At 52.6% G+C, this 22,932-nt stretch carries 25 protein-coding genes and 1 riboswitch; all 25 genes read left to right on the top strand.

Annotation, left to right across the window (positions count from 1 at the left end; all coding sequences use genetic code 11):
- Positions 1 to 31 precede the first annotated feature (31 nt).
- The 25 genes from KP806_RS05455 (at position 32) to ccsA (ending at position 22,918) form a co-directional block, all read left to right on the top strand.
- The gene (locus tag KP806_RS05455) at positions 32 to 1,363 is read left to right on the top strand and encodes a pyrimidine-nucleoside phosphorylase (RefSeq protein WP_224722562.1); all 1,332 of its coding nucleotides are present in this window, start codon (positions 32 to 34) and stop codon (positions 1,361 to 1,363) included.
- A gap of 191 nt (positions 1,364 to 1,554) precedes the next feature.
- Entirely contained in the window at positions 1,555 to 2,766 is a 1,212-nt protein-coding gene (locus KP806_RS05450; RefSeq protein ID WP_397376361.1) for a D-alanyl-D-alanine carboxypeptidase family protein, read from the top strand.
- Between the two features lie 156 nt (positions 2,767 to 2,922).
- Positions 2,923 to 3,276 carry an anti-sigma F factor antagonist gene (gene spoIIAA / locus KP806_RS05445; RefSeq protein ID WP_224722561.1) on the top strand — a complete coding sequence of 118 codons (354 nt, stop codon included), beginning with the start codon at positions 2,923 to 2,925 and terminating at the stop codon, positions 3,274 to 3,276.
- Positions 3,273 to 3,719: an anti-sigma F factor gene (gene spoIIAB, locus KP806_RS05440; RefSeq protein ID WP_224722560.1), complete on the top strand. Its 447-nt coding sequence runs from the start codon at positions 3,273 to 3,275 to the stop codon at positions 3,717 to 3,719. The genes spoIIAA and spoIIAB overlap by 4 nt, the downstream gene beginning before the upstream one ends.
- A 19-nt stretch (positions 3,720 to 3,738) precedes the next feature.
- Positions 3,739 to 4,494, top strand: coding sequence for an RNA polymerase sporulation sigma factor SigF (gene sigF / locus KP806_RS05435; RefSeq protein WP_224722559.1), 756 nt, complete (start codon positions 3,739 to 3,741; stop codon positions 4,492 to 4,494).
- 115 nt (positions 4,495 to 4,609) lie between these two features.
- Positions 4,610 to 5,260 carry a stage V sporulation protein AA gene (locus tag KP806_RS05430; RefSeq protein ID WP_224722558.1) on the top strand — a complete coding sequence of 217 codons (651 nt, stop codon included), beginning with the start codon at positions 4,610 to 4,612 and terminating at the stop codon, positions 5,258 to 5,260.
- Positions 5,253 to 5,681, top strand: a complete 429-nt coding sequence (locus KP806_RS05425; RefSeq protein WP_224722557.1) for a stage V sporulation protein AB — start codon at positions 5,253 to 5,255, stop codon at positions 5,679 to 5,681. Before KP806_RS05430 ends, KP806_RS05425 begins: the two co-directional genes overlap by 8 nt.
- Positions 5,682 to 5,706: 25 nt before the next feature.
- Positions 5,707 to 7,338, top strand: coding sequence for a spore germination protein (locus KP806_RS05420; protein WP_224722556.1), 1,632 nt, complete (start codon positions 5,707 to 5,709; stop codon positions 7,336 to 7,338).
- A 132-nt stretch (positions 7,339 to 7,470) separates the two neighbouring features.
- Positions 7,471 to 8,802, top strand: a complete 1,332-nt coding sequence (gene lysA, locus KP806_RS05415) for a diaminopimelate decarboxylase (RefSeq protein ID WP_224722555.1) — start codon at positions 7,471 to 7,473, stop codon at positions 8,800 to 8,802.
- Positions 8,803 to 8,854: 52 nt separating this feature from the next.
- Positions 8,855 to 9,286: a peptidylprolyl isomerase gene (locus KP806_RS05410; RefSeq protein WP_224722554.1), complete on the top strand. Its 432-nt coding sequence runs from the start codon at positions 8,855 to 8,857 to the stop codon at positions 9,284 to 9,286.
- Between the two features lie 33 nt (positions 9,287 to 9,319).
- Positions 9,320 to 9,528: riboswitch (FMN riboswitch) on the top strand.
- 220 nt (positions 9,529 to 9,748) lie between these two features.
- Complete coding sequence (ribD, locus tag KP806_RS05405; RefSeq protein WP_224722553.1) at positions 9,749 to 10,849, top strand: bifunctional diaminohydroxyphosphoribosylaminopyrimidine deaminase/5-amino-6-(5-phosphoribosylamino)uracil reductase RibD; 1,101 nt, start codon at positions 9,749 to 9,751, stop codon at positions 10,847 to 10,849.
- Positions 10,850 to 10,952: 103 nt separating this feature from the next.
- A complete protein-coding gene (ribE, locus tag KP806_RS05400) occupies positions 10,953 to 11,612 on the top strand; it encodes a riboflavin synthase (RefSeq protein WP_224722552.1) in 660 nt (219 codons plus the stop codon).
- Positions 11,613 to 11,660: 48 nt separating this feature from the next.
- The gene (locus tag KP806_RS05395) at positions 11,661 to 12,896 is read left to right on the top strand and encodes a bifunctional 3,4-dihydroxy-2-butanone-4-phosphate synthase/GTP cyclohydrolase II (protein WP_263575591.1); all 1,236 of its coding nucleotides are present in this window, start codon (positions 11,661 to 11,663) and stop codon (positions 12,894 to 12,896) included.
- A 36-nt stretch (positions 12,897 to 12,932) separates the two neighbouring features.
- Positions 12,933 to 13,403: a 6,7-dimethyl-8-ribityllumazine synthase gene (ribH, locus tag KP806_RS05390; RefSeq protein WP_224722551.1), complete on the top strand. Its 471-nt coding sequence runs from the start codon at positions 12,933 to 12,935 to the stop codon at positions 13,401 to 13,403.
- 34 nt (positions 13,404 to 13,437) lie between these two features.
- Positions 13,438 to 14,217, top strand: a complete 780-nt coding sequence (locus KP806_RS05385; RefSeq protein WP_224722550.1) for a segregation and condensation protein A — start codon at positions 13,438 to 13,440, stop codon at positions 14,215 to 14,217.
- A complete protein-coding gene (gene scpB, locus KP806_RS05380) occupies positions 14,186 to 14,788 on the top strand; it encodes an SMC-Scp complex subunit ScpB (RefSeq protein ID WP_224722549.1) in 603 nt (200 codons plus the stop codon). Before KP806_RS05385 ends, scpB begins: the two co-directional genes overlap by 32 nt.
- 57 nt (positions 14,789 to 14,845) lie before the next feature.
- Positions 14,846 to 15,538, top strand: a complete 693-nt coding sequence (locus KP806_RS05375) for a DUF2953 domain-containing protein (protein ID WP_224722548.1) — start codon at positions 14,846 to 14,848, stop codon at positions 15,536 to 15,538.
- Positions 15,511 to 15,993 carry a GerW family sporulation protein gene (gene ytfJ / locus KP806_RS05370; protein ID WP_224722547.1) on the top strand — a complete coding sequence of 161 codons (483 nt, stop codon included), beginning with the start codon at positions 15,511 to 15,513 and terminating at the stop codon, positions 15,991 to 15,993. Before KP806_RS05375 ends, ytfJ begins: the two co-directional genes overlap by 28 nt.
- Positions 15,994 to 16,125: 132 nt before the next feature.
- A complete protein-coding gene (locus KP806_RS05365; protein WP_397376360.1) occupies positions 16,126 to 17,319 on the top strand; it encodes a D-alanyl-D-alanine carboxypeptidase family protein in 1,194 nt (397 codons plus the stop codon).
- Positions 17,320 to 17,379: 60 nt separating this feature from the next.
- On the top strand, positions 17,380 to 18,033 hold the full coding sequence (locus KP806_RS05360) for a nucleoside recognition domain-containing protein (RefSeq protein ID WP_224722546.1): 654 nt from the start codon (positions 17,380 to 17,382) through the stop codon (positions 18,031 to 18,033).
- Positions 18,034 to 18,058: 25 nt separating this feature from the next.
- Entirely contained in the window at positions 18,059 to 18,562 is a 504-nt protein-coding gene (locus tag KP806_RS05355) for a spore maturation protein (protein WP_224723091.1), read from the top strand.
- Positions 18,563 to 18,616: 54 nt separating this feature from the next.
- A complete protein-coding gene (locus KP806_RS05350; RefSeq protein WP_224722545.1) occupies positions 18,617 to 19,363 on the top strand; it encodes a pseudouridine synthase in 747 nt (248 codons plus the stop codon).
- Between the two features lie 89 nt (positions 19,364 to 19,452).
- Positions 19,453 to 19,983: a redoxin domain-containing protein gene (locus KP806_RS05345; RefSeq protein WP_224722544.1), complete on the top strand. Its 531-nt coding sequence runs from the start codon at positions 19,453 to 19,455 to the stop codon at positions 19,981 to 19,983.
- Between the two features lie 17 nt (positions 19,984 to 20,000).
- Positions 20,001 to 21,662, top strand: coding sequence for a cytochrome c biogenesis protein ResB (gene resB / locus KP806_RS05340; protein ID WP_224723090.1), 1,662 nt, complete (start codon positions 20,001 to 20,003; stop codon positions 21,660 to 21,662).
- Positions 21,659 to 22,918 carry a cytochrome c biogenesis protein CcsA gene (gene ccsA, locus KP806_RS05335; protein WP_224722543.1) on the top strand — a complete coding sequence of 420 codons (1,260 nt, stop codon included), beginning with the start codon at positions 21,659 to 21,661 and terminating at the stop codon, positions 22,916 to 22,918. The genes resB and ccsA overlap by 4 nt, the downstream gene beginning before the upstream one ends.
- Positions 22,919 to 22,932 lie beyond the last annotated feature (14 nt).

Genomic DNA, 22,932 nt, shown 5'->3' with positions numbered 1-22,932 from the left:
TGCACCGTGTTTTAACTTTAAGGAGGGCCTTATGCGGTCGGTAGATCTGATTCGGAAGAAGAGAGACGGCGGCGAATTGACCGCCGGGGAATTAACTTTTTTAATAGACGGCTACACCCGCGGAGACATTCCTGATTATCAGCTTTCCGCGTGGGCGATGGCCGTGTTTTTTCGGGGAATGACGCCTAAGGAAACGGCTGCGCTGACGCTGGCGATGGCAAACTCCGGCGATCAGGTCGACTTGGGGCCGATCGGCGGCTTGAAGGTCGACAAGCACAGCACCGGCGGCGTTGGCGATAAAACGACGTTAATTTTGGCACCTCTAGTCGCCTCGGTCGGCGTTCCGGTCGCGAAGATGTCCGGACGCGGACTAGGGCATACAGGAGGCACGATCGATAAGCTTGAGGCGATCGAAGGTTTCCGCACGGAGCTCTCGCGCGAAAGGTTTATCGCGCAGGTGAACGATATCGGCCTGGCCGTTATCGGCCAAAGCGGCAATTTGGCGCCAGCCGACAAGAAGCTGTATGCGCTGCGGGACGTGACGGCCACCGTGGAGTCGATACCGCTGATCGCGAGCTCGGTCATGAGCAAGAAGATCGCGGCGGGAGCCGACGCTATCGTGCTCGACGTGAAGACCGGCAGCGGAGCCTTTATGAAGTCGCTCGAGCATTCCGAACAACTTGCGAAGGCGATGGTGGACATCGGGACGGAGGTTGGCCGGAAAACGGCAGCCGTCATCAGCGACATGGATCAGCCGCTCGGCTATGCGGTCGGAAACGCGCTCGAGGTCCGGGAAGCGATTGATACGCTAAAAGGAAACGGACCGGAGGACTTGACCGAGCTTTGCATCACGCTTGGGGCGCATATGGTCGTTCTGGGCGGCAAGGCGGAAAACGTGGAAGAAGCAAAGGAGCTGCTGCGCGGTCAAATCACGAGCGGGGCGGCTTTGTCCAAATTTAAAGCTTTTATTGCCGCGCAGGGCGGCAACGAGGCGATTGCAGACGATCCTTCCGGGCTGCCTCAGGCAGCCGTCCGGCTTGACGTGACAGCTGAGAGCGACGGTTATGTCCAAGCGATCGAGGCGGAGCAGCTTGGTCTCGCCGCGATGCTGCTGGGGGCTGGAAGAGCGACGAAGGAAGCGGCTATCGACTATGCCGTCGGTTTGGTGCTCCGCAAGAAAGTGGGAGACCCCGTTCAAGCCGGGGAGACTCTCGCGGTTCTGCATGTCCGGGATCGGAGCGAATCGGTAAATGAAGTGTCCGGCCGCGTGCGGAGAGCCTTCACAGTAGGCGGCACGAAGCCGGAACACCGAGGGCTGCTGCTCTCCGTCGTGACGCAGGAAGGCGTAAGCAGATACAGCTGACGTATCTGCTTATACGAAGTAAAGAACCGTTCCGAAACCCGGAACGGTTCTTTTTGTCGTGTATGCCGGACAGAAATTATTTCGCAGGTTCCCTGAATTGGAATATTTTCCTTTAGTTAGGTCAACAATGAAAAGGAAAATATAACCGAATTATGCCTTTAGCGCTACCACACTTTCAGGAGGGAATTCTGTTGAAAAACCGATCTATCAAGCTCTGCATTCTCATTTTAGTAGCTGCGCTAGCCGCTCCGGCCGCCGTCTTCGCCGCGGAAGAGCCTGCACCGGCACCGAACGCCGCTCCGGCTCCATCCGGACAGGCGGCTGCAGCAAGCCTGGCGCCTTCGGCTCGGTCGGCGATACTAATGGACGCGGATTCGGGTACGGTCATTTACGAAAAAAACAGCCATGACAAGCTGCCGCCCGCCAGCATCACGAAAATTATGACGCTGCTGCTCATTATGGAAGCGTTGGACGACGGCAAGCTCAAGCTGACGGATAAGGTCCAGACCAGCGAATATGCCGCGTCGATGGGCGGCTCGCAAATTTTTCTCGAGCCCGGCGAGGAAATGACCGTTGACGAAATGATCAAAGGAATCGCACTGGCTTCGGGCAACGATGCTTCGGTGGCTATGGCCGAGAAGCTTGCGGGCACCGAGCAGCAGTTTGTCGCGATGATGAATGAGCGCGCGCAGCAGCTCGGCATGAAGGATACCCAGTTTATGAATCCGAACGGGCTTCCGGTTGCCAACCATCATTCCTCAGCCCACGATATTGCCGTCATGTCCCGCGAGCTGCTTAAGCATGACGAAATTACGAAATATACGGGCTTATACCAGGATTATTTGCGCAAAACGTCGGAGAAACCGTTCTGGCTCGTCAATACGAATAAGCTGGTCCGTTTTTATAGCGGCGCCGACGGGCTGAAAACAGGATTTACGAGCGAAGCGAAGTACTGTCTGTCCGCAACGGCCAAACGCGATAATATGCGCGTCATCGCCGTAGTTATGGGTGAGCCGGACACGAAGACAAGGAACGCGGAAGTCTCCCAAATGTTCGATTATTCGTTCGCCCAGTATATGAATTACCCGATCATCAAAGAAGGCGATTCGATGGGAACTCTTAAAGTCGAAAAAGGAACGACGCCTGAGCTTCCGCTCGTAGCGAAGCATGCCTACAGCGTGCTGCTCAAAAAAGGAAGCTCGACAAAGGATATCCGTTACGAGCTGAAAATCGACGGACCGCTAAAAGCGCCGGTTCAGATCGGACAGCCGGTCGGCAAACTGGTCGTTTATCAAGGCGATCAGGTGCTGAAGGAGTTCGACGTCGACGCGCCGCTGTCGGTTGACCGGGCAGGCTGGTGGAAGCTGCTGAAGCGTTCCTTCTCGGGGCTCTTTTCCTCTTAAACAGGCGGATGATCGGACATGACTCGCAATTTGTCAGCTGGTAGGGTTATGCTTCTAGTTTTGTCGCCATGCAGGAATCTCCCCTTTATTTGGAGAATTGCTAGTTCTATCTCGGCAAGTCTATTTTGAATAAACCTAGAGGAGATGAACGGCACTATGAGCCTGCAAGCAGAATTGGAGCATTACCGCAATGTGCTGATCGTACGCCTTCGCGGCGAGCTGGATCATCATACCGCCGATGTCGTCCGTTTCAAGATGGAAGAAGCTCTACTGCGGGGGAGCAGCGATCATGTCATCCTCAGCTTAAAGGATTTGCAATTTATGGACAGCTCAGGCCTTGGCGTCATTCTCGGCAGGTATAAGCAGGTGAAAAGCAAAGGCGGCAAAATGGTCGTCTGTGACGTCAATCCTAGCGTTTACCGCTTGTTCGAGCTGTCCGGTCTGTTCAAAATCATTACGATTCACGACGATGAACGTACCGCAATTTCCAGTTTGGAGGTGGTGTCATGAACGGATCGAATGAAATGACGCTGTCCTTTAGCGCCCGCTCGGAAAACGAAGCTTTTGCGCGTATTGCGGTCGCCGCCTTTGTATCTCAGCTGGATCCGACGCTGGAGGAGCTTAACGACTTGAAGACCGCCGTATCGGAAGCCGTAACGAATGCAATCATTCACGGCTACGAGAACGATCCTTCCTGCAATGTAACGATCGAGGCAAGAATTGAAGGAGATTCCGTATCGATCGCGGTGTCGGATGCCGGCCGCGGCATCGAGGACGTGGAGCTCGCGCGGCAGCCGCTCTTTACATCCAAGCCGGAGCTCGAGCGCTCGGGTATGGGATTTACGATTATGGAAAATTTCATGGACCGTTTTGAGGTGACCAGCACGCCAGGCGGCGGCACCCGCGTTGAGATGTTGAAGCGAATTGAATCAAAAAAAGCGCTCTATAATTAGCGTATAGGGGTTGAGCCTCATGGATGTCGATCTGAAGCAAACAGCCCAGCCGTACTTGGACGATGCGGAAGTCAAGCGGCTCATCGCGCTAAGCCAATCAGGCGATACGCTTGCAAGGGATACGCTTGTGCAGTGCAATATCCGACTTGTCTGGTCTGTCGTCCAACGCTTCATTAACCGCGGCTACGAGCCAGAGGATTTGTTTCAAATCGGATGTATCGGCTTGCTCAAATCGGTCGATAAATTCGATTTATCCTACGACGTCAAATTTTCGACTTATGCGGTACCGATGATCATTGGTGAAATCCAGCGTTTTTTGCGTGACGACGGAACGCTGAAGGTAAGCCGTTCTTTAAAGGAAACCGCTAACAAAGTGCGTAAGATGAAGGATGAGCTTTCGAAGTCGCTTGGGCGGTTGCCGACGATCAGCGAGGTCGCGGAACGGCTGGGGATCACGCCTGAGGATGTCGTATTCGCCCAAGAAGCGAATAAGCCGCCGACATCGATACACGAGACGGTGTTCGAGAATGACGGCGATCCTATCACGCTTATGGACCAGATTGCCGACGATTCTCAGGAACGGTGGTTCGATAAGCTTGCGCTGGTCGAAGCGATTGAAGGGCTTAGCGAAAGGGAAAGGCTTATCGTATACCTTCGCTACTACCGCGACAAGACGCAGTCCGAGGTGGCAAGCAGGCTGGGTATATCTCAGGTACAGGTATCGCGGCTGGAGAAAAAAATACTGCAGTCCATTAAAGATCAAATCGCTCTCTGAAGCGGTTTGATCTTTTTCCTTTTTTTACCTCGTCATGCATGACTATCCGTATCGCCCTTTTCTCATACTAACAGGGAAATGGCAGTTAGAGCTTAAGCAGAAGGGGTGGCTGAAGATGGAAGCATCCAGGCAAGCGGTTCTCTATCTGCGCCTCAAAAAAAGAATTTACATCAAGCCGGACCAATGCGTCACGCTGGGACAGGCGGCGCGCCTGCTCGCAGCCGACGAGGAAGCCGGAGAGCGGCTCAGGGGCCTCGTTTTGTACGAGCATAAGAAAGCGGACGGAAACCGGGTGGTCATCGATTTGCTGCAAATCGTCAAAAAAATCCGCGAAAATCAGCCTGAATTGGCGGTGGAAGCCTACGGGGACCCCCAGGTGCTGGTTATGGTGGCGGAAAAACCGGTAAAGCCGAAAATTCCGGTGCTTTTGTTTTCGTGGCTGCTGTTATTTTTCGGCTCGGGGCTCGCGATCATGAATTTTCATACGGACGTAAGCATGAAAGAGGTGCATATCCGAATCGCCGAGCTGATCACGGGGGACCGCAACGATCATCCGCTTTGGTTTCAGATCCCCTATTCGCTCGGCATCGGGCTTGGCATGGTGCTGTTCTTCAACCACCTGTTCCGCAAAAGGTTCAACGAGGAGCCGAATCCGCTCGAAGTCGAGCTATATATGTATCAGGAAAACGTGAATGCCTACGTCATCGCCGACGAAATGCGCAAGAAGGCCGATTACGACCAGACTAAGGACAAGCGCAATGGTTGAATGGCTGACGAACGTATTTGTCGCGCTGCTCGGCCTCGCGGGCGGGCTTGCTGTCGGCAGCGGTCTGGTCGCCTTGCTGATCGTGCTTGACCTGATCCCGCGCCTTGCGCAGCTTGCGGGAGCCTACCGGATGTCCGCCTGGTTCGAGACGGCCGTTATTTGCGGCTCTCTTTATTTTACGTTTGCCGACTTCCTGGACTGGAAATTAACGATGCCGGCTGCGGTCACCTTAAGCCTGACCGGCTTGATTTCCGGCCTGTTCGTCGGCATGCTTGCAGCTGCGTTGACAGAGGTATTGAATGTGCTGCCGATATTGGCGAAGCGGATGAATCTTTCGGAATACATGATGGCGCTCGTGATGGCGATGGTTACCGGCAAAATTTTGGGCTCGTTGTTCGATTGGCTTGTTTTTCAATGGTAATACATTACGGATGAGGTGAAGACAGATGAGAGATTCGCATACGGAGCATGAAGAAGGCGAAAAGCAGGAATGGACGCATATGCAGAGAATTACGGACGAGCAGCAGCTGAATGAATCCGGCGGTCATTTAATCGTAGCAAGACGTGAAAAAAAGACCAGCTCGCTAACTTCCGGGAAAGGGGATGGGGAAGGGGAAGAATGCCGTATCCCCGATGAGCTTGACGAGGTGCTGGAGAGGCTGGAGAACGAGATCGGCTATAAAACAAGCTTTGACGTCGTCGTCCGGGAAATGACGTTCGGCGAGAAGCGGACAGCGCTGCTGTGCATGAACGGCCTTGTAAAGGATGAGATTCTTACAGAGGTGCTCAAGCGTCTCAGCTATCTTCAGACGGATCAGGTGTCGAGCGATTCTTTCCACGCTTTTATCGACCATTACGTGCCTGCGGCGCAGGTGGCGAAGCAGGATGACTGGAACAAAATGCTGACCGGCGTATTGGCCGGCGGATCCGCCTTGTTCATCGACGGGGAAGCCAGCGCCATTATGATCGACGCCAAGGCATTTCCTACCCGGAACCCGGAGGAGCCTTCGCTGGAGAAGGTCGTACGCGGCAGCCGGGACGGCTTTGTAGAAACGCTGATGATGAACGTATCGCTCGTACGCCGCAGGGTAAGAGATCCGCAGCTGCGCTATGAAATCATTCAGATTGGCGAGCGGACAAAAACGGACATCTGCGTAGCCTATATCAATGATCTGGTTGACAAGAAGCTTTTGAAATCCATTAAGGAAAAAATAAAAATGGTCAAGATTGACGGTTTGCCGCTCGCCGATAAGCAGCTGGAGGAGGCGAGCGTTAAGCGGGGCTGGAACCCGTTCCCGCTCGTGCGTTATTCCGAGCGTCCGGATACGGTCGCCCAGCATCTGCTTGAAGGCGCAGTTGCGGTGTTCGTGGATACGTCGCCCAGCGTAATGACGCTTCCGACCACTTATACCGATTTGGTCATGCATGCCGAGGAAAACCGCCAAACTCCGTTCATCGGCACGTATTTGCGGTGGGTCAGATTTTTTGGCATATTAGCGTCGCTGTTTATGCTCCCGCTGTGGCTGCTATTCGTCGTCCATCCGGAGATCAAGCCGCCCGTCCTGGATTTTCTGGGGCCGTCCGAAACCGGGAAAATCCCATTGATCGTACAATTTGTTCTCGCTGAAATCGGGATCGACCTGATGCGGATGGCTTCGGTCCATACCCCTTCTTCGCTGGCGACGGCCATGTCTCTCGTAGCCGCCATTCTGATCGGCGATATTGCCGTGCAGACCGGCCTGTTCGTCAACGAGGTCATCCTTTACATGGCGATTGCTGCGATCGGGATGTTCGCGACGCCAAGCTACGAGCTCGGCTTGGCCAACCGGATCGTAAGGCTTGTCCTCCTCATTTCGGTTGCGATGTTCAGCGTTCCGGGCTTTGTCATTGCGACGACGCTTATCCTGCTGATGCTCGTGTGCGAACGCTCCTTTAACCGCCCTTACATGTGGCCGTTCATTCCGTTCGATATGAAGGCATTATGGGGAGTTATCATCCGCCAGCCTGTCCTTTACAACCGCTACCGGCCCAACATTTTGAAGCCTCAGCAGCGCGATAAAATGCCCTCTACGGAGTGATTTCACAAAAATGCAAATCAAATGTGAATTTATCCATTTCGCGCGCGGGTAGGTTGCGTTATACTTGTGCTATTGATGCAAATTCTATCCGTTCTGTCTGCCTGCAGATAGAAGAAAGCTGAGGGGAAATATATGTACCTACATGGAACCAGTAAAATCAACGAAAAAGGCCATCTGGAAATTGGCGGCTGCGATGTGGCCGATTTGGCGGGTCAATTCGGCACGCCGTTATATATCGTCGACGAAGCGTTGGTTCGCCAGCGCGCTAACGAATATGTGGAGGCGTTCAAGGCTTCCGGCTTGAAATTCCAGGTCGCTTATGCCAGCAAGGCGTTCAGCGTCATGGCAATGTGTGCGATCGCCGAGCAGGAAGGTTTGTCGCTTGACGTCGTATCCGACGGCGAGCTGTACACTGCCTTGCAAGCCGGCTTCCCTGCGGAACGCATCCACTTCCACGGCAACAACAAAACGCCTGACGAAATTAACATGGCGCTCGACGCGGGCATCGGCTGCTTCGTAGCCGACAATTTCCTCGAGCTGCAGCTGCTCAATGCGCTTGCAGGCGACAAAGGCAAGAAGGTTAACGTGCTTCTGCGTATTACGCCGGGCGTCGAAGCTCATACGCACGACTATATCTCGACGGGACAGCAGGATTCCAAGTTCGGTTTCGACCTGGGTAACGGAGCTGCAAGGAAAGCGATCGAAGAAGCGATTGCGCTTCCTAACCTGAACGTTCTGGGCGTTCATTCCCACATCGGCTCGCAAATTTTCGAGGTGGAAGGCTTCCGCATGGCTGTAGACAAAGTCGCCGATTTCGCGGTTCAAATTCGCAGCGATCTTGGCCTTACGTTCAAGGTTATCAACCTGGGCGGCGGCTTCGGCATCCGTTACGTGGAAGGAGATACTCCGCTTCCGATCAGCGAGTACGTGGCTGCGATTACCGGCGCCATCATCGAAAACTTCACCAAAGCGGAATTCCCGCTGCCTGAAATTTGGGTCGAGCCGGGCCGGAGCATGGTCGGCGACGCAGGAACGACGCTGTACACGGTCGGCACGAGCAAGACAATTCCGGGCGTCCGCAAATATATCGCCGTTGACGGCGGCATGACGGACAACCCCCGCCCAGCGCTTTATCAATCCAAATACGAAGCCGTCCTGGCTAACCGTGCAAACGAGCCGGTGGCTGAAACGGTATCCGTTGCGGGCAAATGCTGCGAGAGCGGCGACATGCTAATTTGGGATCTTGAGCTACCGAAAGCCGAAAACGGCGATCTGCTCGCTGTATTCTGTACAGGTGCATATAATTATGCAATGGCAAGCAACTATAACCGCATTCGCCGTCCGGCGGTCGTATTCGTGAAGGACGGGCAGGCCGACCTTGCCGTTAAGCGCGAATCGCTTGAAAATATCGTATGCAACGACGTCATTCCGGCAAGACTTCAAAAATCACCGCTTGCGAAATAAGGGCGAAATTGGTAACGTAGTCTTATCCGGAAAAAGAAAGGTAGATGCAGCAATGGCAAAACAAGCAAAAATCACACTTGCAAACGGCGGAGAAGTTACCCTCGATCTGTTCGACAAAGACGCTCCGAATACGGTCGCTAACTTTGAGAAGCTGGCTAACGAAGGCTTTTATAACGGTTTGACGTTCCACCGCGTTATCCCGGGCTTTGTCGCTCAAGGCGGCTGTCCGAACGGTACAGGCACAGGCGGTCCTGGATATACGATCAACTGCGAGATCAACCCGAACAAGCATGAGCGCGGAACGCTTGCTATGGCGCATGCCGGACGCAACACAGGCGGAAGCCAGTTCTATATTTGCTATGCTCCGCAGCCGCATCTTGACGGCGGCCATACCGTATTCGGCAAAGTAGCCAAAGGCATGGAGTTCATCGATGCCGTTAGAGGCGGAGACAAGATGGAAAAGGTTGAAGTTGTCGAAGTTTAATGGTAAGATACTTACTATAAATATGTAAGTGCAGCTTTCCTTCGGGGTCGGGTGAAATTCCCAACCGGCGGTGATCGGGCTGTGCAGGATGGACCGGACGACCGGACATCCCGTGCAGTCCGTCAGTCCGTGACCCGGGCTGACCGATTTTACTGGCGCTGGACGCCGGCGGATACGGTCGGAACGGTGGACCTGGTGCAAGTCCGGGACCGACAGTACAGTCTGGATGGGAGAAGGAGATGCATCGACAGCTATTTCTACATGTTTATTTGCTTGTGTTTATTTTCACAAGAGGATAAGGATGTTTATTTAGCGTATATTCAAACCGGGCTCGCAGGTTTGCGCAGCTGGAACGCTTGAAGGGTTAAATCCGACAACGTTTATCGGTTTTGTCGTTGTTTTCTTCGATTTCCCGAATCACCCCGACGGTAAGCATGCCGGCAGGGGTGATTTTTGTATTTTATGGAAATTTTGAACGATGAATATTATATGCGCCTGGCATTGGATATAGCGGCTAAAGCAGCAGGCCAGACCGGAATTAATCCCGTCGTGGGCTGTGTTGTAGTCAAGGAAGGCCGTATTATCGGCATCGGTACACATCTGAAGCGGGGCACGGGTCATGCCGAGGTTCATGCTCTTCAAATGGCCGGCAGCGAGGCGGAAGGAGCAACGGTATACGTTACGCTGGAGCCCTGCAGCCATTTCGGCAAAACGCCGCCATGCTGCGAGCGGATTATCGCGGCAAAAGCCGCGCGGGTTGTCGTAGCGGCGGGAGATCCTAACCCTCAAGTATCCGGAAGAGGGATAGCGCGGCTACGTGAAGAAGGCATTGAAGTTACGGTCGGCATTTTGGAGCACGAGTCCAGGCTGATGAATGAAAAATTCAATAAATATATTACAACCCGGCTGCCTTTCGTCACGTTAAAGACGGCAAGCACGCTTGACGGAAAAATCGCATCGAGAACCGGCGACAGCCGGTGGGTTACAGGGACGGCCGCTCGCGAGCAGGTCCATACGCTTCGCCATCAGCATGAGGCGATTATGGTCGGCATCGGTACGGTGCTTGCCGACGATCCGCTGTTAAATACGCGAACCAGTGTACCTGCGATCGACCCGATTCGAATTATCGTGGATTCCACGCTGAGACTGCCGCTGAACGCAAGAGTTGTAACAGACAGAACGATCCGGACGATCGTACTGACGTCGGCAAATTCGGATAACGCCAGAAAGCAAGCGCTGGAATCTGCAGGGGTGGAGGTTATCGTCTGCGGGGAAGGCGCGAAAGTGAATCTGCAGACGGCAATGGAAAAGCTTGGGGAGCTTGAAATCGGCTCTATTTTGCTGGAAGGCGGCGGCAAGCTGAACGGAGCGATGCTGGAAGCCGGACTGATCGATAAAATCATTCTTTATTACGCCGCCAAAATTATCGGAGGCGCGGAAGCGCCGGGAACGTTCAGCTTTGAAGGAATCGACAAAATGGCCGATGCCATCGAGCTTGAGAATGTTAATGTCGAGATGGCCGGCGAAGACATTTGCGTGACCGGTTACCCGGTTTACAAATAAATGCAAACTCTAAGCCTATGCTTACGAAGCGAGTTTGCTTCGCAAACTCTAAGCCTATGCTTACGAAGCGAGTTTGCTTCGCAAACTCTTTAGGAGGATGTCCATGTTTACCGGATTAGTGGAAGAAATCGGACAAATGAAGGGAATATCCAGGCAGGGTGAGGCCATGCGTCTTGTAATCGGGGCAGAGCGTGTGCTGGAAGGCGTTATGCTGGGCGACAGCATTTCGGTCAGCGGAGTTTGTTTGACCGTCACTTCTTTCGACCGGAGTTCTTTCTCGGCGGATGTAATGCCGGAAACCTACCGGAAATCCAATCTTCATCAGCTGAGGCCTGGCGAGAAGGTCAACCTGGAACGGGCAATGCAAGCTGGAGCCCGATTCGGCGGTCATATCGTACAGGGGCATATCGACGGGACCGGTCAGATACAGTCCCGCGAGACGGATGCCAATGCGGTCGTATTCCGAATTCAATTGGACGACGCGAGCATGCTCCGTTATGTCATTCCGAAAGGATCAATTACGATAGACGGGATCAGCCTGACGGTAGTCGATACGTCAGACCATAGCTTTTCCGTATCCGTCATTCCGCATACGTTAAGTGAAACCGCCCTTCAGTTCAAGCATGCGGGCGCCGTGGTCAATATCGAATGCGACGTGATCGGTAAATACGTCGATCATCTGCTGCATTTCAGACAGCCGGAATCGGCAGCTCCCAAATCCAAGCTCTCGACGGCTTTTCTGATGGAGAACGGATTTTTATAACATTACTTTTTTGGATAAGGTTTATTGTTACAAAGGAGGGAAATTCAAATGGAGCATACAGAACAGATTTTGTTTGACCGGATCGAAGAAGCACTGGAAGATCTTAAGCAGGGGAAGCCGATCATCGTTGTCGATGACGAGGACCGCGAGAACGAGGGCGACCTGATCGCATTGGCGGATAAAACAACGCCGGAAATTATCAATTTCATGATAACGGAAGCGCGCGGTCTCGTGTGCGTACCGATTACGCAGGAACGGGCGGAGGAGCTCGATTTGCCTCCGATGGTTTCGCATAACACCGACTATCACGGGACGGCTTTTACCGTTTCCGTCGACTATGTCCGTACGACAACAGGGATATCCGCTTTCGAACGGTCGGAAACGGTAAAAGCATTGATCGACCCGTCGACCAAAGCCGCCGATTTCCGCAGACCGGGCCATATTTTTCCGTTGATCGCAAAGCCGGGCGGCGTGCTGCGCCGGGCAGGACATACGGAAGCCGCAATCGATCTCGCAGTGATGTGCGGCTCGGCTCCCGCAGCTACCATCTGCGAAATCATTAACGAAGACGGCACGATGTCCCGTCTTCCGGATCTGATTGCTTTCAAGCAAAAACACAACTTGAAGCTGATTACGATCCAGGAGCTGATCCATTACCGCAACAAGAAGGAGAAGCTGGTCGAACGGGCGGTCGACGTCAAGCTGCCGACCGATCACGGCACATTCCGCGCAATCGCCTATACGAACGTCGTGGATAATAAAGAGCATATTGCGCTTGTCAAGGGGGAAATCGATCCGGAAGCTCCCGTTCTGGTACGGGTTCATTCGGAATGCTTGACCGGCGACGTCTTTCATTCCCACCGCTGCGACTGCGGACCTCAGCTTGATGCGGCACTGAAGCAAATCGATGAAGCCGGCAGCGGGGTGCTGTTGTATATGCGCCAAGAGGGCCGGGGCATCGGCCTTATTAATAAGCTGAAGGCTTACGAGCTGCAGGAGCAGGGACTCGATACGGTCGACGCCAATTTAAAGCTTGGCTTTCCGGCCGATCTGCGCGATTATGGAATAGGAGCGCAAATTTTAAAGGATCTGGGCATCCGCCAAATGCGGCTTCTGACGAATAATCCGCGCAAGATTAGAGGGCTTGAAGGCTATGGCCTGGAAGTCGTAGAGCGAGTTCCGATCCAAATGGATGCGAACGAAGATAACAAATGGTATCTCAGGACGAAAAAATCAAAGCTCGGGCATTTGCTCCGCTTCGAGGATCAAGATTACGTCATTTAATCAAAAATTTCATATTACGGAAGGATGAAACAAATTATGGCACGTATTTTTGAAGGCAATTTAATCTCGGAAGGTTTAAAATATGGGGTAGTCGTCGGTCGCTTCAACGAATTTATTTCCAGCAAGCTGCTTGGAGGAGCGCTGGACGCATTTAAACGCCATGGTGCACACGAGGATGACGTTGACGTCGCTTGGGTGCCGGGAGCGTTCGAAATTCCGCTCATCGCGCAAAAAATGGCGGAGAGCGGCAAGTATGACGCCGTTATTACGCTTGGAGCCGTTATCCGCGGGTCAACGCCGCATTTTGATTATGTTTGCAACGAGGCGGCAAAAGGGGTAGCTTCGATTGCCCTGAAAACAGGTGTTCCTACAATATTCGGGGTGCTGACCGTCGATTCGATTGAGCAGGCGATCGAACGCGCCGGCACGAAAGCAGGCAATAAAGGCTACGAAGCGGCAGCAAGCGCCATTGAAATGGCGAACTTGACCAGACAGCTGCAAAAGTAAGGTCTAGTTTCAGGCTAGTCGGGAGGAATAGAGTGTGACCGTGCTTTATAAGCTGGATTCGTTCGAGGGTCCGCTGGATTTGCTGCTCCACTTGATCGATAAGGCCGAAATCGATATCCATGAAATTTCGATCAGCGAAATTACCGTTCAGTATATGGACTATCTGGATGCGATGAAGGAGCTTGAGCTTGAGGTGACGAGCGAATTTCTGGTGATGGCGGCTACTCTTTTGGCAATAAAAAGCAATCAGCTTCTTCCCAAGCCTCCCGTGTTCGAGGAAGAATACGAGGATTGGCAGGATGACGGCCTCGATCCCCGTGACGAGCTGATTCAGAAGCTTATCGAGTACCGTAAATACAAGCAAATCGCCGAACAGCTTCGCGAGAAGGAGCTCGAACGCAGCCTCGTATATTCCAAAGAGCCGGAGGATATGTCTCCTTTCTTGAAGGAGGAGAAGGTGAACCCGGTAGAGGGTCTTCATATTTCAGATCTGATTTCGGCTTTCCGGAAGGCGCTCCGCCGCGCGACCAAGCGAAATATAGTGGCTACGGTCCAACGCGACGAAATGTCCGTCAAAGACCGCATCCGCGATATAATGGACGTATTGAAACAGTATGAGACTGTGAGATTTTCAAGGCTTATCCGGGAAAATATGGACCGGCACGAGATCGTCGTGACCTTTCTGGCGATACTGGAGCTTATGAAAATGAAACATATACGCGTGTTTCAGCATCAGCTGTTTGACGATATCGTCATTCATTGGAGAGGGGAAGCGGCCGAAAGTGGATTATCCGAAGTTGAAGACAATTATTGAAGGATTGCTGTTCATGGCGGGAGATGAGGGCTTAAACAAAAAGCAGCTCGCCGATATTATGGAGTTGGATGCCGACCTTTCAGCCGATCTCGTTTACGATTTGCAGCGCGATTTGGAGAGGGAGGGCCGCGGCGTGCAAATTGCCGAGGTCGCCGGCGCTTTCCGGCTGACGACGCATCCCGAGCATGCTCCATACTTCGAGCGCATGGCCTATTCGCCGTCGCGTTCGCAGCTTTCCCAGGCTGCGCTGGAGACGCTGTCGATCGTCGCCTACCGCCAGCCGATCACGAGAGTCGCGATTGAGGAAATTCGCGGAGTCAAAAGTGAAAGGGCGATTGCTTCGCTCGTATCGAAGGATTTAATCGAAGAGGTCGGACGGGCCGAAGCGATCGGCAGGCCTATTTTGTACGGGACGACAAAATCCTTTCTGGAATACTTTGGACTGCCTTCCATCAAGGAGCTGCCTGAACCGGGCAACGTCGATATCGACGATGCGCTGGAGGAGCAAACTCAGATGCTGTTCGAGCGGCTGGACGGCCGACAGATGACAATTGATGAATTAAAAGAATGAGATTTGGCCGCCGGGTCATACTATATTCAACCCATTATGGGAAACGGAGGAAGCATGATGACACTCGGTTACCCTTACGGTTGGATCACGGCGGCAGGTCTCTTTTTTTTGTTCCTCCTTGCTATGATTATGGCTTCGCCGGTCATTATAAAAGGGCAAGTGAAACGGGCAGGAAAAAACGATGACGGAGAGCTGTTCGTAAAAGCGTTGTACGGCATTATCAAATACCGTATCAAAATTCCGATCGTGCAATTTACAGGCTCATCCGTCGAGCTCAAGGAGCAGGTATCAATGTCCGGAGCCGGTATTAATACCTGGAAGCAGTTCAAAGACGATATTGACGCTGAAAAAGTCGTGTCCACATTGGACAAGATGAAGCAGATTTTGCAGCTGACGCGCAATATGACGGGCTGGGTAAAACAAACTTTAACCAAGGTAAGGCTGACCGAGTGGAACTGGTCAACAACGGTCGGAACGGGAGATGCGATGTGGACGGCCATGGCGACGGGAATTGTCTGGTCGGTGCAAACCTCAATTTTGGGCTTGCTGTCCCAAATGGTTAAGCTTCATGCCGAGCCGAAAATGAGCGTTCAGCCGATTTATCAGCATCCTGCTTTTACAACCGAATTCGTATGCATAGCCCAAATACGCTTCGGTTATGCTATCCTTGCCGGACTGCAGCTATTAGTTCGCATGAAGAAATTGAAAGGAGGCGTCAAAGCATGGCAGAACATCCTATTCAAGGCTTAATGCAAACCGCAATGGAAAATATTAAAGAAATGGTTGACGTCAATACAATCGTTGGCGATCCCGTCCAAACGCCTGACGGCAGCATTATTATGCCGATTTCGAAGGTAGGCTTCGGCTTTGTGGCCGGAGGCAGCGATATCCGGATGGACGATGCCGAGCATAAAAACGGCACGGCTTCCGATGCCCATCATAACGCCGCAGTCTCTGCACCGTTCGGAGGAGGCAGCGGGGGAGGCGTATCCATTACTCCGATCGCTTTTCTGGTCGTCGGTACACAAGGCGTCAAAATCGTACCGCTCGACAGCCAAACGCATCTGCTTGACCGGGTTATCGATTCAGCCCCGCATATGTTTGACAGGCTGCAGTCGATGATGAAACGGTCGACACCGGCATATACCGATTCGTCGCAATCCGTAATCGCGGAGAACGTAACGTTCGACGATCATATTTTGTAGATTGACTGCCCGCAAGGGCAGTTTTTCTTTTTTTGTGTGCGGAAAGTCGTCTAGAGCCATGTGTACAGGCATATACTAAAACAGATAAGCAGAAGCTTAATTACTAACGCAGGAAGTGGGGCAAGCGATCATATGTTTTGGAAACTGCCGCAACGGATAATGGCATTAGGGCTGACGGCCGCTATTCTGTTTGGGACAAGCAGCGCCGGCTTCGCGAGCGCGGCACCCGATCCGGTGAGTACTCACGCGAAAGCGACGGCTCTGATCGATGTCGAATCGGGCAGGCTGCTGTACAGCCATAACGGGGATACGCCGATGAGAATTGCGAGCTTAACGAAAATTATGACCGCGATCGTTGCGATTGAGCACGGTAATCTGACCGATATGGTGAAAACGAGCAAGCGGGCTGCCGGCAAAGAAGGCTCCTCGATTTATTTGCAGCTTGGGGAGGAAATGAGCTTATCCAATATGCTCTACGGTTTAATGCTGAGATCGGGTAACGACGCTGCAACGGCAATTGCCGAGCATATCGGCGGATCGGAGGAAGGTTTTGTTCACCTGATGAACGAGAAGGCGGCTTTTCTTGGACTAAGGCAGACTCAGTTCAAAAATCCGCATGGCTTGGACGTTGAAGGCCATTTCTCCTCGGCAAACGATTTAGCTAAAATGACCTCATACGCTTTGAAAAACAAGGTTTTCGCCGAAATCGTCAGAACAAAGGTGAAAAAGGTGCCGAATCCGCATGCCGAATGGGATTACAGTTATACGAACAAAAACAAAATGCTGAATATGTACGATGGGGCTGACGGCGTCAAAACCGGTTATACGAAAATTGCGCTGCGCTGCCTTGTTACCTCAGCCACAAGGAACGGCCAGCAGCTGGCCGCGGTTACGATAAATGACGGAGACGATTGGTCGGATCACCGCAAGCTGCTCGATTGGGGCTTTAAGCACTATCCGCTTCATTCGCTCGCTCAAAAGGGGCAAGCGGTTGCCGGATACCCCTATGCAGTGGGACAAGACTTTAAATATCCTCTTGCCGAGGATGAAGGCGGATCCGTTACATCCAAGCTTTCCTTGATCGATCCGATGACGACTCGTTATGCGCTTGGAGAACGCGGTTTTGTGGAATGGTATATAAACGGTCAAAAAATCGGTGCCGTACCCGTATTCGATGCCGGCAGCAGCAGGCTGCAGCTTCCGAATGCGGCACCTCGGGCGGTACAATCGTTGGCCGAATTCAGGAAAGCGACGGAAGCCGAGAGCAGAGTACGGCTTACGGATTCTTTAGGTAAGGTGATTCACACTCTTTTTGGTGGGTGGTAGAAGCCGCGGGAGACGGTTTCGAAGCCGGAAAGACGCTGCTCGAATGGGGAGGCTGCTCAAATGGTAAATTGGATCTGGTTATTTTTTATAGTGGCAAGCGTAGTCGTTGCCGCCGTAAACGGGAAGATGGATACGGTGACCCAGGCCGCCTTCGAAGGCGCAAAATCCGGCGTCACCGTAAGCTTCGGACTGATCAGCATTATGGTGTTCTGGCTCGGGATGATGAGAATTGCCGAGGATGCCGGCTTGCTTCAGAAGCTTGCCCGTATGCTGGGACCGATTGTCCGTATGCTGTTTCCGGATGTACCTCGCAACCATCCTGCGATCGGCTATATCATGAGCAATCTTAGCGCAAATCTGTTCGGGCTTGGAAATGCGGCAACGCCGATGGGAATCAAGGCCATGCAGGAGCTGCAGAAGCTTAATCCCGACAAAGAGACGGCAACACCGGCTATGTGCACACTGCTTGCGCTCAACACCTCAAGCATTACGATTATTCCTACTACGCTAATAGCAATTCGTATGAACTACGGTTCCGCGAATCCGGCTGAAATTATCGGGACGACCCTTGCCGCTACCTTTATAGCAACCTCGGCTGCCATATTGGCCGACCGCTGGTACCGAAGAAAGTCGCCGCCTTCAGCTAATACGAAACCGGCGATTTCCAAACCAGGGATAAAACCTCCGGGCGCAGGAGGTGAGACGGTTGTATAATTTTTTTACAGGCCTATCCGCCTGGATGATTCCCGCCATTATCGTTTTTATTCCGCTTTACGCCGCGCTCAGACGCAAGGTCCCCGTTTATGAGACATTCGTTGAAGGGGCGAAGGACGGCTTTGGCACCGCTATTAATATTATCCCTCATCTCGTAGGCATGATGGTCGCCATCAGCATGTTTCGCGCTTCGGGCGCTCTTGAACTGATGCTATCGGCCGTCCGGCCGCTGTTCGACTGGATGGGCATTCCGAGTGAGGTGCTCCCGCTGGGTATTCTGAGGCCGCTGACGGGAGCGGGCTCGCTCGCCTTTACGACCGATCTGATCCAAACCTACGGGCCCGATTCCATGATCGGAAGAATCGCATCTACCATTCAGGGCAGTACGGATACAACCTTGTATGTGCTGACCGTTTATTTCGGCGCAATCGGCATCAGACGTTCCCGTTATGCTCTTAAAGTCGGATTGTTTTCCGATATTGTCGGATTTTTTGCCGCTATTTTCATTTGCTTATACATATTCGGCTGACAGAGCTTGTGATTTGTTCTCCATATCGTTATGATGGAGAATGAGGTGAAATAATTGGAACGTTTACAGAAGGTACTGGCGGCAGCGGGAATCGCTTCGCGCCGCAAATGTGAAGAAATGATTTTGGCCGGTCTTGTCGAGGTGAACGGGGTGAAGGTTACGACGCTCGGCGTCAAGGCGGATCCGGCGGTCGACGCGATTACGGTGAACGGCAAGCCGATCAAGAGCGAGCAGAAAATTTATCTGATGATGAACAAATCAAAAGGGGTTATCACAAGCGCCAAGGACCCGCAGGGGCGCAAGGTCGTATCCGATTTTCTGCCCGGCATCAAGGAGCGGGTGTATCCCGTCGGCAGGCTGGATTACGATACGGAAGGTTTGCTTCTGCTGACGAACGACGGGGAGTTCGCGAATCTGCTTACTCATCCGAGTCATCACGTGCCGAAAACTTACCGTGCAACTGTGAAAGGAATTCCCCATGGAACGGCGCTCGAGCAGCTGCAGAAGGGGATCAAGCTTGAGGACGGCATGACGGCTCCCGCCGAGGTAGAGTACCATGATGTCGATACGGAAGCGGGCGAAGCGACGATAACGATTACGATTTTCGAAGGACGAAACCGGCAGGTCAGGCGGATGTTCGAGGCGATCGGGCATAAGGTGATCAAGCTGAAGAGAATCAGATTCGGCGAGCTCGGACTTGAGTCGCTGGGCAGAGGCAAATACCGCCATTTAACGCCGCAGGAGATCAAAGAGCTGCGTGATATCGCGAAAAGCAAGACACATAAAATTCATAAAAAGTAATCGACGGCGGCAGTAATTGCCGTCGAATTTTCGTTATAATGGTAATATTCGTGACTATAGCAGACATAAAGCTGGTGGTGATTGAGGAAATGAGAAAGTCGCGTAAAACGGTACAAGTCGTGATTTTAATTGCGGTATTGCTGATCGGAGGTTATGCCATCGGCACTACGTTGTTCGCAGACAGCGATAAAGGTCCGCTCAGGGAAGGCGGCACGCCGCCGGCATTCGAGCTTGCCGATCTGGATGGGAATATCCGTCAGCTGTCCGATTACGAAGGAAAACCGGTCGTCGTGAACTTCTGGGGCACCTTCTGCCCGCCGTGCGTCAAGGAGATGCCGGAATTCGAGAGACAGTATCAGAAATGGCAGGATAAAGGGCTAGTCGTGCTGGCTATCAACCTAAGCGAAGATACGTTGACGGTGAACAATTTCGTTCACCGCTTTGAGCTGAATTATCCGATATTGCGCGATGTGAACCGCAAGACCGAACGCAGCTACGGACTCAAATCGTACCCGACGACCTTTTTCATTAAGCCCGACGGGTCGATCGCTGAGATCAAAGTAGGAGGCATGACGGAGGCGGACATCGACGAACGGATTGAACGGCTGCTGCAGCTGTAGGAGGTAGTAACGTGTCATTGATAGAAAATACAAAATGCGAATGCGGGCATCAGAATGCGGTCGGAACCGTCTTGTGCGAAAGCTGCGGCAAACCGCTTGAGGAACAGAAGGATACCGCCGAACTGCCGCTCGAAATGCGATACGACGGCGTAGCACGCCGTTCGCAGAAGAGCAACCCGAATGTAATCGACCGGGTATGGAATTTTTTCTCTTCCGTAAAGATTGCGATATATTTGATCGTGCTTACTTTTTTGACGGCAATGCTCGGCACGATTTATCCGCAGGAGAATACATTTGTGGGCAATTTCGATCCTGCCGTCTATTACGAGGAAACCTACGGCCTGACCGGCAAAATCTATTATATGTTAGGCTTGACCCATACGTACGAATCGTGGTGGTTCATCGGCCTGCTCGTCATGATCGGCACCTCGCTGGTCATCTGTAGCCTGGACCGCGTTCTGCCGCTGTACCGGGCTCTGAGCAAGCAGCAGATCCGCAAGCATCTGCAGTTTATTTTGCGCCAAAAAACGGTGTTTAAGCACACGATAGAAGGCGACACCGGACATTGGGCGGAGCAATTCGGCGCCCAGCTTAAACGGAAGGGATACCGCGTGCACCGCGACGGTACGGCGCTGCTTGCCGAGAAGAACCGGTTCAGCCGCTGGGGTCCGTATATTAACCATATCGGCCTTATTTTATTTCTGCTGGCGATATTGGCCCGCAGCATTCCGGGCTTTCAAATGGATACGTACGTGTCTGTTCCGGACGGGGACACGGTACAAATTCCGGACACCAATTATTATGTGAAAAGCGAAAAGTTCACCGTTGAATTTTATAAGGACGAAGAGCTGCCGGACAAGCTGAAAGGTACGGCGCGCGCAAAGCTGTACGAAACGAAAGCGGTTCTGTACGAATGCGTCAGCGGGTGCGGCGACCCTACCGCAAAGCCGGAGCTTCGTGAGGTGACGCGGCACGATATCGTCGTCAATGATCCTTTGAAGTATAAAGGGCTGAAGCTCTACCAATTCGATTTCGATTTGACGCCGCGGCTGAATGCGGTTCATCCGGTGCTGGTGGACAAAAAGACGGGCAATGTATACGGTCCGTTCGACCTGCCGATGCGGGATTCGGCTATGCAGCATAAGCTGGGACCTTTTACGCTTGATCTGTACGCTAACTATATGGAATTTGCAATCGGTGACAACGGAGAGCCTACGACGCTTTCCCGCGACCCTGTCGCTCCAGCTTTTATTTTTTCGGTGAAGGGGCCGGGACTTGATCCCGCAGGAGAGCCTTATATGTATTTCCCTATGCAGAAGGACAAGGTGAAATTCGCACAGGATACAATTAACAAAGGCATTGCCGATAAAATCGAAATTCGGGTAGACGGTATGGATAACGTCGATTTCTCCGAGGCTTCCACCCATTTGAACGTCCGTATGGACAGGGCGCTGCCTTATGTCTGGGTCGGAGCCGTGTTTTCCATGATCGGCTTGCTGATGGGGTCGTATTGGCAGCATCGAAGAATTTGGCTGCGAATCGACGGCAGTGAGCTGTCGCTTGGGGCTCATACGAACAAAAACTGGTACGGAATGCGAGCGGATGTAGCGGGGGCCCTGAAAAAAGTCGGGATCGCCGTCGATCCGAAGTCGCTTGATAACGGAGGGAACAACGCGTGAGTTTAATCGATTTCAGCAGCGACGCGTTTATCGTCGCATTTTTTCTATATTGCTTTGCTTTTATGTTTTACGTCATTGCGGCTGCGGGTAAGAAATGGAGCAACCGCGATCCGCTGGTTCACGAGAAACGCTGGGGAAAAATCGCATTCGTCACGTCGAGTCTCGGCTTGGCCGCGCATCTCACCTTCTTCTTCACGCGCTGGGCGGGAAGCGGTCAAATTCCTACGAGCAACATGTACGAGTTTATGTCCTTTCTCGGCATGGCGATCATGATTGCTTTTACGATTGTTTATGCGTTATACCGCAAAACGCTGCTAGGGATGTTCGCTTTGCCTCTGACGGTCATCATCGTCGCTTATGCGTCGGTGTTTCCGCAGGAGGTGCAGCCGCTCATACCGGCACTAAACTCTATTTGGCTGAAAGTGCATGTAACGACAGCCGCGCTGGGCGAAGCGTTTTTTGCCGTCGGCTTTGCAGCCGGTCTGATGTATTTGCTGAGGGTCGTTGACTTTAAAGGCAAAACGAAGGAAGCGAAGCGTTCCCAGTTTTGGGTTGAATTTTCTTTATATTCGATTTTGCTTATCGTCGGCTTTATTGTGGCGGTATTCGCGTTCCGCGCCGCCGGCTACGATGCCCAGTTCGATCAGGAGAAATCGGTGATCGACACCAAAGGCATCGAATCGACGATCAAGGAAACGGTCAATTATACGCTGCCTCCGATCGTGAAGCCGTATAATTCGGAGGTCGTGAAATTCGAGAGCTTCCTTGGCATGGACAGTGCCGTTATGGAGGCGCCGTATTGGATGAACGGTGTGAATTCCGGCCGTAAGCTGAATACGGTCATCTGGTCGATCATTGCAGGTTCGTTGCTGTACGGTCTGCTGCGACTCGTTTTCCGCAAGCCTCTCGGGGCTGTCATTCATCCGGTCATGGAAGGCATCGATCCGGACGATTTGGATGAAATCAGCTACCGCTCGATCGCTATCGGGTTTCCGATCTTTACGCTCGGCGCACTCATATTCGCTATGATTTGGGCGAATATTGCCTGGGGCAGGTTCTGGGGCTGGGATCCGAAAGAGGTATGGGCGCTTATTACCTGGCTTTACTACAGCGCCTATCTGCATTTCCGTTTGTCCCGCGGCTGGCAGGGCCGAAAGTCGTCATGGCTGGCGGTAATCGGCTTTGTAATCGTCTTATTTACGTTAGTTGGAGTCAATCTTGTCATTGCCGGACTGCATTCCTATTCCGGCGTGTAGGAAATGAGCTGAAG

It is taken from the genome of Paenibacillus vietnamensis (assembly GCF_020169515.1).
Classification (GTDB): domain Bacteria; phylum Bacillota; class Bacilli; order Paenibacillales; family Paenibacillaceae; genus Pristimantibacillus; species Pristimantibacillus vietnamensis.
This window is presented reverse-complemented; position numbering and strand designations above follow the sequence as displayed.

Bases quoted from the DNA above. Each gene is read 5' to 3' on its own strand.
- KP806_RS05360 (WP_224722546.1), top strand. From the start codon at position 17,380: ATGGTAAATTGGATCTGGTTATTTTTTATAGTGGCAAGCGTAGTCGTT.
- ribH (WP_224722551.1), top strand. From the start codon at position 12,933: ATGGCACGTATTTTTGAAGGCAATTTAATCTCGGAAGGTTTAAAATAT.
- KP806_RS05420 (WP_224722556.1), top strand. From the start codon at position 5,707: ATGAGAGATTCGCATACGGAGCATGAAGAAGGCGAAAAGCAGGAATGG.
- KP806_RS05425 (WP_224722557.1), top strand. From the start codon at position 5,253: ATGGTTGAATGGCTGACGAACGTATTTGTCGCGCTGCTCGGCCTCGCG.
- KP806_RS05455 (WP_224722562.1), top strand. From the start codon at position 32: ATGCGGTCGGTAGATCTGATTCGGAAGAAGAGAGACGGCGGCGAATTG.
- spoIIAB (WP_224722560.1), top strand. From the start codon at position 3,273: ATGAACGGATCGAATGAAATGACGCTGTCCTTTAGCGCCCGCTCGGAA.
- KP806_RS05355 (WP_224723091.1), top strand. From the start codon at position 18,059: ATGATTCCCGCCATTATCGTTTTTATTCCGCTTTACGCCGCGCTCAGA.
- KP806_RS05365 (WP_397376360.1), top strand. From the start codon at position 16,126: ATGTTTTGGAAACTGCCGCAACGGATAATGGCATTAGGGCTGACGGCC.
- ribE (WP_224722552.1), top strand. From the start codon at position 10,953: ATGTTTACCGGATTAGTGGAAGAAATCGGACAAATGAAGGGAATATCC.
- KP806_RS05410 (WP_224722554.1), top strand. From the start codon at position 8,855: ATGGCAAAACAAGCAAAAATCACACTTGCAAACGGCGGAGAAGTTACC.
- sigF (WP_224722559.1), top strand. From the start codon at position 3,739: ATGGATGTCGATCTGAAGCAAACAGCCCAGCCGTACTTGGACGATGCG.
- ribD (WP_224722553.1), top strand. From the start codon at position 9,749: ATGGAAATTTTGAACGATGAATATTATATGCGCCTGGCATTGGATATA.
- ytfJ (WP_224722547.1), top strand. From the start codon at position 15,511: ATGGCAGAACATCCTATTCAAGGCTTAATGCAAACCGCAATGGAAAAT.
- KP806_RS05375 (WP_224722548.1), top strand. From the start codon at position 14,846: ATGACACTCGGTTACCCTTACGGTTGGATCACGGCGGCAGGTCTCTTT.
- lysA (WP_224722555.1), top strand. From the start codon at position 7,471: ATGTACCTACATGGAACCAGTAAAATCAACGAAAAAGGCCATCTGGAA.
- spoIIAA (WP_224722561.1), top strand. From the start codon at position 2,923: ATGAGCCTGCAAGCAGAATTGGAGCATTACCGCAATGTGCTGATCGTA.
- KP806_RS05430 (WP_224722558.1), top strand. From the start codon at position 4,610: ATGGAAGCATCCAGGCAAGCGGTTCTCTATCTGCGCCTCAAAAAAAGA.
- KP806_RS05345 (WP_224722544.1), top strand. From the start codon at position 19,453: ATGAGAAAGTCGCGTAAAACGGTACAAGTCGTGATTTTAATTGCGGTA.
- KP806_RS05395 (WP_263575591.1), top strand. From the start codon at position 11,661: ATGGAGCATACAGAACAGATTTTGTTTGACCGGATCGAAGAAGCACTG.